Annotated in this window: 11 protein-coding genes; all 11 read left to right on the forward strand. The window is 46.0% G+C overall.

Annotated features, from left to right (window positions below; translation table 11 throughout):
• Positions 1 to 39 precede the first annotated feature (39 nt).
• The 11 genes from IGI72_RS01950 to argB all read left to right on the forward strand — a co-directional run bounded on the left by IGI72_RS01950 (position 40) and on the right by argB (position 14,294).
• Positions 40 to 1,104, forward strand: a complete 1,065-nt coding sequence (locus tag IGI72_RS01950) for a DUF871 domain-containing protein (RefSeq protein ID WP_153882984.1) — start codon at positions 40 to 42, stop codon at positions 1,102 to 1,104.
• The gene (gene murQ, locus IGI72_RS01955; RefSeq protein ID WP_438752850.1) at positions 1,097 to 2,005 is read left to right on the forward strand and encodes an N-acetylmuramic acid 6-phosphate etherase; all 909 of its coding nucleotides are present in this window, start codon (positions 1,097 to 1,099) and stop codon (positions 2,003 to 2,005) included. The genes IGI72_RS01950 and murQ overlap by 8 nt, the downstream gene beginning before the upstream one ends.
• Positions 2,005 to 4,017: a glucose PTS transporter subunit IIA gene (locus tag IGI72_RS01960; protein ID WP_159161075.1), complete on the forward strand. Its 2,013-nt coding sequence runs from the start codon at positions 2,005 to 2,007 to the stop codon at positions 4,015 to 4,017. The genes murQ and IGI72_RS01960 overlap by 1 nt, the downstream gene beginning before the upstream one ends.
• A 128-nt stretch (positions 4,018 to 4,145) precedes the next feature.
• Entirely contained in the window at positions 4,146 to 5,177 is a 1,032-nt protein-coding gene (locus IGI72_RS01965; protein ID WP_086294464.1) for an LPXTG cell wall anchor domain-containing protein, read from the forward strand.
• A gap of 266 nt (positions 5,178 to 5,443) precedes the next feature.
• On the forward strand, positions 5,444 to 6,112 hold the full coding sequence (locus IGI72_RS01970; RefSeq protein WP_005227217.1) for a TetR/AcrR family transcriptional regulator: 669 nt from the start codon (positions 5,444 to 5,446) through the stop codon (positions 6,110 to 6,112).
• Entirely contained in the window at positions 6,105 to 7,832 is a 1,728-nt protein-coding gene (locus IGI72_RS01975) for an ABC transporter ATP-binding protein (protein ID WP_005227218.1), read from the forward strand. Before IGI72_RS01970 ends, IGI72_RS01975 begins: the two co-directional genes overlap by 8 nt.
• Positions 7,829 to 9,709 (forward strand): ABC transporter ATP-binding protein, encoded by a 1,881-nt coding sequence (locus tag IGI72_RS01980; protein ID WP_438752854.1) that lies wholly within the window; start codon positions 7,829 to 7,831, stop codon positions 9,707 to 9,709. Before IGI72_RS01975 ends, IGI72_RS01980 begins: the two co-directional genes overlap by 4 nt.
• A gap of 204 nt (positions 9,710 to 9,913) precedes the next feature.
• Entirely contained in the window at positions 9,914 to 11,059 is a 1,146-nt protein-coding gene (locus tag IGI72_RS01985; protein WP_201691167.1) for an acetylornithine transaminase, read from the forward strand.
• Between the two features lie 146 nt (positions 11,060 to 11,205).
• A complete protein-coding gene (gene argC / locus IGI72_RS01990) occupies positions 11,206 to 12,228 on the forward strand; it encodes an N-acetyl-gamma-glutamyl-phosphate reductase (RefSeq protein ID WP_438752856.1) in 1,023 nt (340 codons plus the stop codon).
• A 78-nt stretch (positions 12,229 to 12,306) separates the two neighbouring features.
• Positions 12,307 to 13,497: a bifunctional glutamate N-acetyltransferase/amino-acid acetyltransferase ArgJ gene (gene argJ, locus IGI72_RS01995; RefSeq protein ID WP_195961016.1), complete on the forward strand. Its 1,191-nt coding sequence runs from the start codon at positions 12,307 to 12,309 to the stop codon at positions 13,495 to 13,497.
• Positions 13,498 to 13,532: 35 nt separating this feature from the next.
• Complete coding sequence (argB, locus tag IGI72_RS02000; protein ID WP_128432291.1) at positions 13,533 to 14,294, forward strand: acetylglutamate kinase; 762 nt, start codon at positions 13,533 to 13,535, stop codon at positions 14,292 to 14,294.
• Positions 14,295 to 14,356 lie beyond the last annotated feature (62 nt).

Genomic DNA, 14,356 nt, shown 5'->3' on the forward strand with positions numbered 1-14,356 from the left:
AACGGTATCACGAAAGTGACCCATCAAGGAGGCAAAGAGATGTTCGGCTTTTCTGTATTTATGAACGAAGACTTGACGGCAGCAGAACTTGAGCAGATGACTGCGATGGCATCAGGCTTTAAAGGGATTTTCACCTCCATGCACATACCAGAAGATGATCGCAGTACTTATCGGCAGCGTTTGACGGACTTGGGAGGTTTCGCAAAAGACCATCAGCTGTCTTTAATGGTAGATATTTCTGGAAACGCATTAGCAGAAGCGGGCTTTTCCATCGACAATCTGGCGGAACTAAGGGAGATCGGTGTCACTGGTTTACGAATGGATTATGCGATCGACAATCAGCAAATCGCAGCTTTTTCAAAAGAAATGACCATCAGTTTGAATGCCAGTACATTGACGGAAAAAGACATTCGAGAGCTGCAGGCGTATGGAGCCGATTTTACTCGTTTGGAAGCTTGGCACAATTATTACCCCCGACCAGAAACGGGACTGGATGTTGGCTGGTTTCAGGAGAAGAACCGCTGGTTGAAAGCACAAGGCTTTTTCGTCCAAGCCTTTGTTCCAGGGGATGCCAAGAAACGCGGACCGTTATTTCAAGGATTACCCACACTGGAAAGACACCGCAACTGGTCGCCTTTTGCCGCAGCGATCGACTTATTGGCAACTGGCTCAGTCGATGCTGTTTACATTGGCGATGGCATGGTTTCTGAAAAAAGTGCCCAGCAGTTTGCGACGTATCTGCAAGAAGCGCGGATCGTTTTGCGGGTCAAAGATCTTGGTTCCACTTACTTTGAACACGTCTTAGGGAATCACCAAAATCGTTACGATGAAGCTCGGGATGTCTTGCGCAGCGCCGATGCCCGTTTCAATGCCATTCCAGAAGTCAAACCTGAACTTAGTCAAGAGCGGCCAGTGGGGGCTGTGACGATCGATAACCAAGAGTACTTGCGCTATATGGGAGAGATCCAGGTGTGCAAACGACCTTTGCCGGCAGACCCAAAAGTCAACCTCGCCGCTCAGGTGATACCAGCCGATCTGCCGTTGATCCAACAAATCAAAGCAGGGATGCGATTTAAATTAGAAAGAGATGATTCCGATGAATAAAATCAATTTAGACAAATTAACGACCGAACGACGCAATAGCGAAACGAGCAATTTAGATGAAATGACGATTTTAGAAGCGTGTCAAAAAATGAACCAAGAAGATCAAAAAGTTGCCTATGCGGTGGAAAAAGAAATTCCTAGTATTGAAAAAGTGATTGAACAAACCATCGTCGCTTTTAAAAAGGGCGGACGCTTGATTTATCTTGGCGCTGGGACGAGTGGTCGATTAGGCGTCTTGGATGCGGCCGAATGTGTCCCAACCTTTGGGGTATCACCTGAGATGGTGGTCGGTTTGATCGCCGGTGGCGAAGAAGCGATGACGGTCGCTGTCGAAGGAGCAGAAGACTCCTTAACGCTAGGCAAACAAGACCTTGTCGATTTGAAGTTGAACCAAAATGATATGGTGATCGGGATTGCTGCCAGTGGCAGAACCCCTTACGTGATCGGGGCGCTTGACTATGCCAATGAGCTCGGTGCCGCAACGGCTACGATCGCTTGTAATAAAGACGCGGAGATCTCTCAGCATGCCAGCTTTCCAATCGAGGTCGATTGTGGACCAGAATTTCTGACAGGTTCGACTCGTTTGAAATCTGGGACTGCCCAAAAACTGATTTTGAATATGATCTCGACGTTATCGATGGTAGGGATCGGCAAAGTCTATAATAATTTGATGGTCGACGTGAAAGCGACCAACGAAAAATTGGTGGAACGCTCAAAACGGATCATCATGCAGGCGACTGAAGCTGATTATGAAACAGCCGCCGCGGCATTTGAAGAAGCAGATCAGAATGTCAAATTGGCGATCGTGATGCTGTTGACTGATAGCACGAAAGACGAAGCACAAGCAAAACTTGCCACGGCACAAGGGTTTGTCAAAACGGCGTTAGGAGGAGAAAAGTAATGGCAAAAGAAACACTGACGGTAGAAGAGTTAGCGGAGAAGATTTTTCAAGAAGCCGGCGGAATGGACAACGTAGAAACAGTCAATCACTGTATGACTCGCGTACGAATGACCGTCCGCGACCACGACAAGGTCGATCAACAAGGGTTAAAAGAGATTCCCGGTGTGATGGGTGTGGTCAATGATGAGCAGCTGCAAGTCATTATCGGACCAGGGAAAGTCAACAAAGTAGCCAATGCAATGGTGGCAAAAGCTGGTGTTGATTTAGGGCAAGAGATCCCACCGCAAAAATCAGGCAAAGAGGCGTTATCAGAAAAAACGGCAGAGATGAAAGCAGCCCAAAAAGCCAAACAAAAATCATCACCATTAAAGTCGCTGCTGAAAGATATTTCTAATATCTTTGTTCCAATGATTCCAGCCTTCGTTGGTGCAGGACTCGTCGCAGGGATCGCTTCTGTCCTGACCAATATGATCACGGCTGGCCGATTAGATGGAGATACTTGGAATTATTATGTCATGATTTTAAACGTCCTCAGAAATGGGATGTTCACCTATTTAGCGATCTTTACTGGGGTCAATGCAGCGCAGGTCTTTAAAGCCAATCCAACCCTTGGTGGCGTGATCGGTTCGATCATCTTGCTGACAGGTATGAACCCAGAAGCCCCGATCCAAAACTTGTTCACTGGCGAAGCTTTAGCTGCCAACCAAGGAGGGATCATCGGTGTGATCTTCGCAGTATGGCTTTTGGCGAAATTAGAGGCAGTGCTGCATCGAGTGATTCCTGAAGCGATCGATATTATCGTGACCCCGACGTTGTGTTTGCTGATCATCGGTTTGACGGAGATTTTCTTGATCATGCCATTGGCAGGTCTGATCTCTGACAGCTTAGTCGGTTCGATCACTTGGGTCTTGAACGTGGGCGGTGCTTTCTCTGGGTTTGTCTTAGGGGCGGCCTTCCTACCAATGGTCATGTTTGGTTTGCATCAAATTTTGACCCCGATCCACATTCAAATGATCGAAGCAACAGGCAGCACGCAATTATTACCGATCTTAGCCATGGCTGGTGCTGGTCAAGTCGGTGCAGCTTTAGCCTTATGGGTACGACTACGTAAAGACAAAGAGCTTTCTGAAATGATCAAAGGCGCATTGCCAGTTGGGATCTTAGGCATCGGCGAACCATTGATCTACGGAGTGACGTTGCCATTAGGTCGACCATTTATCACTGCTTGTATTGGTGGTGGGATCGGTGGTGCGGTCATTGGCGCTTTGACAAATATCGGCGCAACGGCGATTGGACCATCAGGGCTAGCTTTGATCCCCTTGATTGCCAACGGCCGTTGGATGGGCTATATTTTCGGCTTGTTAGCAGGCTATGCTGGCGGCTTCGTTGCCACCTACTTCTTTGGGATTCCGAAGGATCGCTTAGAAGCAGTCAAAGAAAGCGAGGCAGAAGAAGCAAAACCAGCTGCAACCGTTACTGTGCAACCGCAACCAAAACAAACGAGTGAAACGGCTGCAAAGGAAACGACAGCAAATCCATCAAAAGAACCGATCGATACCCCTTTATACGCAGTAGCCACAGGCACGACAAAAGCGATCAGTGCATCAAGTGATCCGGTATTTTCGCAAAAAATGATGGGCGACGGGTATTTCGTCTTGCCAGACAATGGTGCGATCTATGCACCAGCAGCAGGAACCGTCACGACGATTTTTCCCACGAAACATGCATTGGGGATCAAGACTGCCAGCGGGCTAGAGATTCTGCTGCACATGGGTGTTGACACCGTCGAATTGCAAGGAGCGCCTTTTGAGATCCTGGTGGAGGAAGGCCAAGCCGTGACACCAGCTACCCAAGTTGCCCAAGTCGATTTGGCACAGTTGACGGCTAAAGGCAAAGCTTCTGAGATGCTCGTGATCATCACCAATATGGAGCAAGTAGCCAATATCGAAGGATTACCAGGAACAGAAACAAAAGCGGGTCAAGCCGTCATGCATGTGGCAACGATAAAATAATGTTAAAACCTCTATCGGATAAAGATAGAGGTTTTTTTTAAGAAGTTACTAAATAGATTGCGAAAAATTTTCCTTTATGTTACAGTTTCGTTACAAAGGGAGTGATCCCATTCGAGGAGGCAATGAGGATGAAAAAAATAATTTGGTTCGGACTAATGACGCTGGCTTTTTCACCACTGATGGTTCATGCAGATGAAACAGCTACGAGTGAAAGTGGCAATCAGGCTGCCGTTAGCGAGACGCTTTCATCAGAGGAGCAATCAGGAACGGATCAGACACAAGCTGCTGTCCAAGAAAGTACAGTAGAAAATCAAGAGACGGATCAATCCGCTGCTTCAGAAACTACGACTACCGAGAATCAAGAACCAGTCGATTCCGAAGCTGTTATTGCCTCGATCCAAGCAGAGACGGGGACGCAAGATGTCAGTGAGATCAACACGTTAGCCGATGAACCTAGTTCGCTGCGTAGCGCCTTAACCCAAGGGATCACTGAAGGAAGTGTGACCGCATTTACCCAAGAACAGTTGGACCAGTTGACAGATGAAGAATTGACCAATGGCAATCGTCTGGCGCTACGTTATTCCAGTGATGCGATGGGCTTTGATATTGCTTACTTAGCAAAAATCATCGGTGCCTTGTTTGTCGATCAGACGTTATCCTGGGAAGCCATTGAGCCGCAACTGGCTTTTGATGCAAATAGCTACGCCAGTTTTGCTGACTTGATTCCTGTTGTGGATCAGCTGCAGGAATATTTACGGGTCGTCTATCCAGCAGACGGAGTCTTTTTACATTTGAATCAAGCCGTTTCCAACGAATGGATGATCTCAATTTTGACCAATTTAAATCAGATGGAACAAGAGATGCAAGTCGATCCAGGTGCCTTTGTCCCAGGACGGATCTCTTATATCATTCAAGCGGCAAATGATTCCATGTATCTGCCTACAGGCACGCAAACGAGTACGACTGAAGAAGCGACCGCAACATCGACGAGTGCTCAAGAAACAGCGACAACGACTTCTTCGAAAGAGGCCAACGCTACTGCCGATGGTGAAAAAACATTACCTAAAACCAATGAAGCGCCAAGCTATACCTTACTGATCGCCGGTGTTATCCTGCTGCTGATCGTTTTCTTGATTCTATGGCGCCGCAAGAAAAAATGATTGTTATTTATAATCGTCAGAATGAAAAAATAGCAACCTTCGTTTTCCATCAGGGAAACGAAGGTTTTTTGTTTTCAGAAATTTCATTGGTTATTTCTTTTCAAATAACGCCCTTTATAAAAAGACCAGAATCGATTCCTTCATAAAAAAGTCAAATTTAAATTCTTGCATTCTCTGGTGAGGGGTGTATAATGACACAGTGTCATATGACAACGTGTCATATCGAGAGCTGTGATTTATTTTAAATTAGAAAGGAGTTGCTTGTGATGCCGACCGATACATTTTTTCACTTGCCGCCAGAAAAACAAAAGCGCATCTTAAATGCGGCGAAAAAAGAATTCTCAAGACTGCCGCTGAAAGACGCCTCGATCGCCAACATCATCAAAGATGCCGAGATTCCTCGCGGGAGTTTTTACCAATACTTCGAAAACAAAGAAGATCTTTATTACTATTATTTCCATACGTTGAAAAAAAATAGTCAGCGAGATCTGCTGAAATCGATCCAACATGAAAACGGGGATCTGTTTGCGGGGTTCGAATGGTACTTTTCACGGATGATCGCCGAGGTTTTCAAAGGCAAAAACGCAAACTTTTACCGCAATTTATTTATGAGTATGGATTATCGTTCCTTCCATAAAGTCGTGCCAGAGATGCAGCACAAGATGCATCAAGAAAACAAAGCCGATCGGCAGAAGCAGCAAGCCATCTTTTTGTCAGAGGTCGACAAAGATTTATTGAAAGTCAAAGACGACCATGAGTTGAAAATGCTGATCCAGCTGCTGATGCATACCGTCTTTTCGACGATTGCCGAAGCCTATCGCCAATCAGCGTTTGATCCAGACTATGATCCTGCCGAAGCGATCGCTGATTTCAACAGTAAAGTCCGCTGGTTAAGAGAGGGCGCAAAAAAAGAAAGAGGGGAAACCTATGATTAAGCTGATAAAACGCGTATCCGTCATTTCCATAATCATGGCAGTGGTGTTTATGGTGATCCAAGTCGTTTCTGATTTGTATCTACCGACATTGACTTCCAATATTATCAACAATGGGGTGGCGACAGGCGACATTGATTACATTTGGAAAACCGGCTTTTACATGATTGGCTTTTCATTGATCAGTATCATCGCCGCTTTAGGAAATACGTATTTCGCAACAAGAGAATCACAAAAATTAGGACAAAAACTACGTTCGGACATTTACCAAAAAGTTGAGAATTTTTCTTCTCGATCTTTTGATAAATTTGGGACCGCATCATTGATTACAAGAACCACCAACGACGTCAACCAAATTCAAATGGTGACGCAAATGTTTTTACGTATGATGATCAATGCACCGATCACACTGATTGGGGCGAGTTTCTTGGCCTATCAAAAAGATGCCCAATTAACCCGAATCTTTTTAGTCGTTATTCCTATCATGCTGGTATTGGTCGGCGGTATTATGTATTTTGCCGTTCCTTTATTCAAAAGTATGCAAAAGAAAACCGACCGTTTGAACTTAGTCTTTCGTGAAGGCTTGACGGGGGTCCGCGTTATTCGGGCATTTGACAAGACGGATTATGAAGCGAATCGCTTTGATGAAGCCAACAAAGATTACACCCACACCGCGATTAAAGTAAACACCATCGTGGCATTGATGATGCCATTGATGACGTTGATCATGAGTGGGACGAACATTGCCATCACATGGTTTGGGGGTCATTATATTGCCGAAATGACCTTAGAAGTCGGAAACTTGATTGCGTTTATGACCTATGCAATGCAAATTTTGATCAGCTTTATGATGCTGTCCATGATCTTCGTGATGGTGCCAAGAGCCCAAGCATCAGCTGACCGTATCAACGAAGTCTTAAATGAAGAAGATGAAATTCTCGATCCAAAAACACCAGCGACATTGAGCTTACAAGGGGACCAAGCAACCTTGGCCTTTGACCATGTGGCGTATCGCTACCAAGGCGCTGAGAAATTGGCGTTGGAAGATATCGATTTTCAAGCAAAATCTGGTGATTTTGTTGCCATCATCGGTGGGACGGGCTCAGGGAAAACGACCTTAGTCAATCTCTTGCCTCGTTTGTACGATGTGGAGTCTGGTGCAATCAAAATCAATGGGGTCAATATTGCAGAAGTCACCCAGCACAATCTACGAGAAGTCGTGGGCTTTGTTCCGCAAAAAGCGGTACTGTTTTCTGGTACCATTCGTGAAAATATGAAATACGGAAAACCCGATGCATCAGATGAAGAAATCTGGCAAGCCTTAGAGATCGCCCAAGCCAAAGATTTTGTCTCCGAACTGGCAGATGGCTTAGATAGCCGTGTAGAACAAGGCGGCGGCAACTTCTCTGGTGGACAACGTCAACGTTTAGCGATCGCTCGTGCGTTAGTGAAACAAGCAGATGTCTATGTCTTTGATGATTCCTTCTCCGCACTGGACTTCAAAACCGATGCTAACTTACGAGCAGCGCTGAAACGCGACATGCAAGACAGCATTATGGTCGTGGTTGCCCAACGGGTCAGCACCGTCATGGATGCCGATACGATCTTAGTATTGGATGAAGGAAAACTCGTAGGAAAAGGGACTCATGAATCATTAATGGCAGACAATGAAACCTACCAAGAAATCGTTTCTTCACAATTGAGAGAGGAGGATCTTGCATGAGTGAAAAGAAAACAACAACACAACACCGTGGCGGACCAATGGGCGGCGGTCCAGGCCGTAACATCGGTGCCAAAGGACCAAAACCAAAAAACTTTTGGGGGACGGTCAAACGGCTTTTCGGGTACATGTCGAAACGCTCCATCGCTATCATCGCCGTCTTCGTTTTAGCGATCGCAGCCGTGATCTTCCAAATCCAAACACCGAAAATTTTAGGGGAAGCGACCACTGAAATTTTTAAAGGTGTCATGATCGGTGCGCAGCAGATGCAAGCCGGCCAACAGGTAACAGAATTTCCTATCGATTTTGAGAAAGTTGGTCAAATCATTTTGATCGCGATCGGCATGTATGTGATTTCAGCCGTCTTCAACTTTCTACAACAGTTTATTATGACCCGTGTCTCGCAACGGACGGTTTATGAGCTGCGTCGTGACTTAGATGAAAAAATGAACCGCTTGCCGATCTCTTACTATGATACTCACTCAAATGGGGATATCATGTCACGGGCGATCAATGATATGGATAATATCGCAAGTACCCTGCAACAAAACTTGACCCAATTTATTACGAGTGTCGTGACCTTTATCGGGGTTTTGTGGATGATGTTGACGATCAGTTGGCAACTGACTTTGGTTGCTTTAGCAACGGTTCCTTTAAGCTTGATCGTCGTGATGATCGTCGCACCAAAATCGCAAAAATTCTTTGCGGCACAACAAAAAAGTTTAGGATTGCTCAATGACCAAGTCGAAGAAACTTACGGCGGTCATACCGTTGTCAAAACCTTCAACCATGAAGCCGCCGATCAAGTCGTTTTTGAAGAAGAAAATGACCGTCTGTATTCCGCTGGTTGGAAAGCCCAATTTATTTCAGCGATCATTATGCCCTTGATGAACTTCATTAAAAACTTAGGCTATGTCTTCGTGGCTGTCCTTGGTGGGATCAAAGTGGCGAATGGGAACATGACGTTAGGGGATGTGCAAGCATTCTTGCAATACACCAATCAATTCTCTCAACCAATCACTCAAATCGCTAGCTTACTAAACACCATCCAATCAACCGTTGCATCTGCCGAACGGGTATTTGAAGTCTTGGATGAAGAAGAAATGACTGATGAGCCTTCTGGATTGCCAGTGGAAGACAGTGAATACAAAGTTCGTTTCGATCATGTTCAATTTGGTTATGCGCCAGACAAATTATTGATGACCGATTTTAATCTGAATGTTAAAGCTGGTGAGATGGTGGCTATCGTAGGACCTACCGGCGCTGGGAAAACCACGCTGATCAATCTCTTGGAACGTTTTTATGATGTTTCTGGCGGTAGCATTCGTTATGATGGCAAAGATACCCGAGACTTGACTCGTGATGAGTTGCGTAGTAATATCTCGATGGTGCTGCAAGATACGTGGTTGTTTACTGGTTCCATTTATGACAACATTCATTATGGAAATGAAAAAGCAACCAAAGAGCAAGTGATCGCTGCGGCGAAAGCTGCCCATGTGGATGATTTTGTTCGCAAATTGCCAGAAGGCTATGATACGGTCTTGAATGAAGAAGCCAGCAACATCTCCCAAGGTCAACGTCAGCTGATCACGATCGCCCGCGCCTTCTTAGCGGATCCCGACGTTTTGATTTTGGATGAAGCAACTTCTAGTGTCGATACGCGGACGGAAATCTTGATACAAAAAGCAATGGGTCGTTTGTTAGAAAATCGGACCAGCTTTGTGGTTGCTCACCGTCTCTCTACGATTCGTGATGCTGACAATATCATCGTGATGAATCACGGGTCCATTGTTGAGACTGGAAATCATGAGGAATTGATGGCACAAAACGGTTTCTATGCAGACCTGTATAACAGTCAATTTTCAGAAGAAGTGGCGTGATCCACTGTTTGTAATGAAAGAAATTCTTCCCCAAATGATGATAAACAGACCGCCAAAGGTTGACTGAAAGAAAGCAGTGATTGTCACTGCTTTCTTTTTTTTATGAATTTTTATCGCTTTAATTTAAATATTTATTGCAATTAACTGGATTAAAATGTATATTAATACATAATTTCGAATAATCCAAGACAAGGAGTGAAACCAATGAGTCATCTTTTTCCTAATTACAGCCGTTTACCCATCGATATCCAGCAAGGCAACGGCAGCTATGTGGTAGATTCGCAAGGCAACCAATATTTAGATTTAACAAGCGGCATCGGGGTCGTTAATCTCGGTTATGGGCATCCCAAAGTGCAAGCCGCATTGATGACACAAGCAGAGCAGATTTGGCATGTGCCGAATTTGTATGACAGCCAGTTGCAAGAAGAAGTTGCCCAAAAGCTGACCCAAAATCAAAAGAGCGCTTCAGACGAGCCGTATCTGGCTTATTTTTGCAATAGTGGCGCTGAGGCGAACGAAGCTGCTTTAAAGTTGGCTCGCAAAGCGACTGGCCGCAGCAAAGTCATTAGTTTTGAACAATCTTTCCATGGTCGGACCTTTGGGGCGATGTCTTTGACTGGGCAAAGTAGTATCCATGATGGGTTTGGACCGTTAGTACCAGAGATGGTGTATGTACCCTTTAATGACCTTGAGGCATTGCAAGCCGTTTTAGATGAGCAGACGGCAGCCGTGTTTTTAGAATTGATCCAAGGCGAAGGCGGTGTGATCCCTGCTGAGGTGGCGTGGGTCCAAGCGGTGGCAGCCCTTTGTCAGGAGTTGGGGGTACTACTGGTGGTGGATGAGATCCAAACCGGGATGGGACGGACAGGAACACTGTTTGCTTTTGAAGGATATGGCATTGAACCTGATCTTTTTACCGTAGCAAAAGGGCTTGGTAACGGGATCCCTGTCGGAGCGATGCTAGGCAAAAGCCATTTGCAAACGGCTTTTGGACCCGGTAGTCACGGTTCGACCTTTGGTGGCAATAAATTAGCGATGGCCGCTGCTAGTGCCGTTTGCAGTGTGTTGCAAGAAGAGGACATTCAAGTCAATGTTCAATTGCGCCAGCAGCAGTTTCTCGACGGATTGCAAGGACTATCTAAGGTGCAGGCGATTCGTGGGAAAGGATTGATGATCGGTATCGAATTAGCCGATTCGGAAAGCTTGCAATCCGTGTTGACCCAACTGCGGAACCAAGGCCTCCTTGCATTAAAAGCGGGAACCAAGGTTTTGCGCTTGCTGCCGCCTTTAACGATCTCGCAAGAGGAAACGACAGCAGCCTTGGCGATTTTGCAAGCTGTCTTAGCATAATTGCATAAAAATAGATTTTTCGGGCTTTTTTTCTTATAAAAACCGAATAATAGCGAATTTATTTTGAATAGTTTTATAAATAATCATTGACAGAGCGATGGGAGTTTCTTATAATCTTAAGTAAATTCTTTTGAGGAGTGACGTGTTTGAAGGCAGCAATCGTTGGTGTAACAGGGTATACCGGAATTGAATTGATTCGTTTGATCCAGCAACATCCCCAATTGGAGGTGGGCACCTTGCATAGTCATTCTATGCATGAAAATTCATCAGTTTTGTATCCTCATTTAATTGGACTGACAGAGCGGCTGATCGAACCTTTTGATGCAGAAAAAATCCAAAAGGAAAATCAACTCGTGTTTTTTGCGACTCCTGCTGGAATCAGCAAAGAACTCGCAGCGACTCTTGTCGCAAATGACTTTCCAGTGATTGACCTTTCTGGTGATCTGCGATTGAAGGATCGGGATAGCTATCAAAAATGGTATCACCAAGAAGCTGCACCTGCCGAATTGTTGACACAAGCGACCTATTCGCTGCCTGAGTTTGCAACGACTCCTGGCAATTTGATCGCCAATCCAGGCTGTTATGCGACTGCTGCCATTTTAGCGGCTGCGCCGTTGGTTCAGCAAAAACTATTCAGCGGTACGTTGATTTTTGATGGCAAGTCGGGTTTGTCGGGTGCTGGTAAGAAATTGACGGACAGCAGTCACTTTGCAACCGCTGCGGATAACATGACGATGTATAAGCCAAATCAGCATCAGCATATTCCTGAGATCATGCAGCAGTTTCAGCAATGGGATCAGGCAATGCTGCCCATCCAATTTTCTACCAGCTTACTGCCTGTCAAAAGAGGGATCTTTATGACGCTTTATGCGCCTATCAAAGACGCGATTTCGCAAGAGGACATCTATGAGCAGTACGTAAAAACGTATCAAGACCATCCATTTGTCCGAGTGCAACCGTTAGGAAAGCTGCCCGAGCTGCGGCAAGTGACGGGAACGAATTTTTGTGACATTGGCATATGTTTCAATCCGCTGACCCAAGTGTTGACCGTTGTCGCAGTGATCGATAATTTAGGCAAAGGGGCTGCTGGCCAAGCGATCCAAAACTTCAATCGATGGGCAAAGATACCAGAAACGACTGGTCTTATGCAAGCACCGTTATATCCATAAAATAGCCAACAGACGCGTGAGGATACTCGTGTCAGCCAGTGGACAATCCGCAAAAAGGTGGCAGTAGGAGGAAAGAAAATGAAAGAAATCGAAGGAACGATCGCAACCCCCAAAGGTTTTTTTGCCGACGGTCTGCATTGCGGTCTGAAGAAAGAGAAAGTCGATCTTGGTTGGATCGTCTCTGAAGTGCCAGCCAGTGCTGCGGCAGTCTTTACCACCAATCAAGTACAAGCGGCACCCATTCTCGTTACAAAGGAAAAAATGCAAGCAGGCACCTTGCAAGGCGTGATCGTCAATGCGGGCAATGCCAATGCTTGTACCGGGGAGCAAGGTTTAAAAGATGCACAAGAGATGGCAGAATTGGCAGCAGCCCAGCTGCATACGAGTCCCGAAGCCTTTGCGGTAGCCTCCACCGGGATCATTGGTAAGAGCTTACCGATGGAAAAAATCACTGCAGGGATTCAGCAACTAAACAGGCAAGGGGATGCCCACCGATTTCAACGAGCGATTTTGACGACGGATCTGACTGAAAAAAGCAGTGTCATCCAATCAACGATCGCTGACAAAACGGTGACTGTTGCGGGTTGTGCCAAAGGGTCTGGTATGATCCATCCCAATATGGCTACGATGCTGGCCTTTGTTACGACGGATGCGGCGATCGCTCCAGCACTCTTGCAAGCACTGCTGAAAGAATTAACCGACGTTACTTTCAATCAAATCACGGTCGATGGCGATACATCCACCAATGATATGGTGTTAGTTTTAGCCAACGGGTTAGCCAAAAATCCAACGATCGAAGCTGATACGCCAGCTTATCATGAGTTTAAAGGGATGCTCAAAGCAGTTCTGACCGCACTAGCCAAAGCAGTTGCAAAGGACGGAGAAGGCGCCAGCAAATTGATCGAAGCTCATACGAGTGGAGCTGTGACCGATGAAGCAGCCCGAATGATCAGCAAAACCATCGTTGGTTCGCCACTGGTCAAAACAGCCCTCTTTGGCAAAGACCCAAACTGGGGGCGTATCTTATGTGCAGTGGGCTATAGTGGGCAGCCGATCGACCCAGCAACGGTATCGATTGCATTAGCCGACATTCCCGTCTTTGTCCAAGGGACACCGGTAGCTTTTGACGAAACCATCATGCAAGAACAGTTGGCGGAAAATGAAGTCAAAGTCGCTGTCGAGCTGAAAGAAGGGGCAGGTGTTGGCACCGCTTGGGGCTGTGATCTGACGTATGACTATGTGAAAATCAACGCACTATATCATACCTGAAAGAAATCAGGTACTAGACAAAAAGGAGCGAGTAGATGGAAACGATCGTAGTAAAAATCGGCGGTGTCGCCTCAGACAATTTAACCCCGTCATTCTTTGAGACGATAGCAGATTGGCAAGCTGCGGGCAAAAAAGTAGTCATCGTCCATGGCGGCGGTCACTACATCTCAGAAATGATGGAGAAAATGGCGTTGACAGTCACGATCAAAGACGGCCTGCGGGTGACCGACCCCCAGACGCTTGAAGTAACTAGAATGGTCCTTTTGGGACAAGTTCAACCGCTGATCACGACCGCTTTCCAGCAAGCTGGGTTCCATGCCGTAGGACTGAATGCTGGCTGTGATCAACTGATTCAAGGAGAAGTCATTGATGAAGAAAAATTAGGACAGGTGGGGAAGGTTCAACAAATCAACGCTGCTTTCCTGCAGCTCTTGACAGAGAAAAAACATGTCCCGATCTTGGCACCGCTAGGAATTACCCCAGAGGGGCAATGGCTGAACATCAATGCCGATGAAGTAGCGTGTCAGGTTGCTGCTAGTTTACAAGCCGAAAAACTATATTTGTTGACGGATGTCCCTGGGATCAAGCAAGAAAGCCAGTGGTTATCGGCTGTTTCTTTTGAAGAGATCCCCCGTTTGATCACCGAAGAAGTAGTCACAGGCGGCATGCTGCCAAAACTAAAAAGTGCGCAGAAAGCCTTGAAAGCAGGGGTAGCTGCCGTTTGTATCACCGATCGAATCGATCATTTAGGAACCCAGATCCTCGCGGCAAGTCCAGCCGCAGCTGTCTGTAGCTGAAGCCATTAGCAACACCCAAATGCCTCTTCTCTACTCATAAAAATGCAAAATTCTGACTTTTC

This window comes from Enterococcus sp. DIV1059_2, from assembly GCF_051713685.1.
Taxonomy (GTDB): Bacteria; Bacillota; Bacilli; order Lactobacillales; family Enterococcaceae; genus Enterococcus_D; species Enterococcus_D casseliflavus.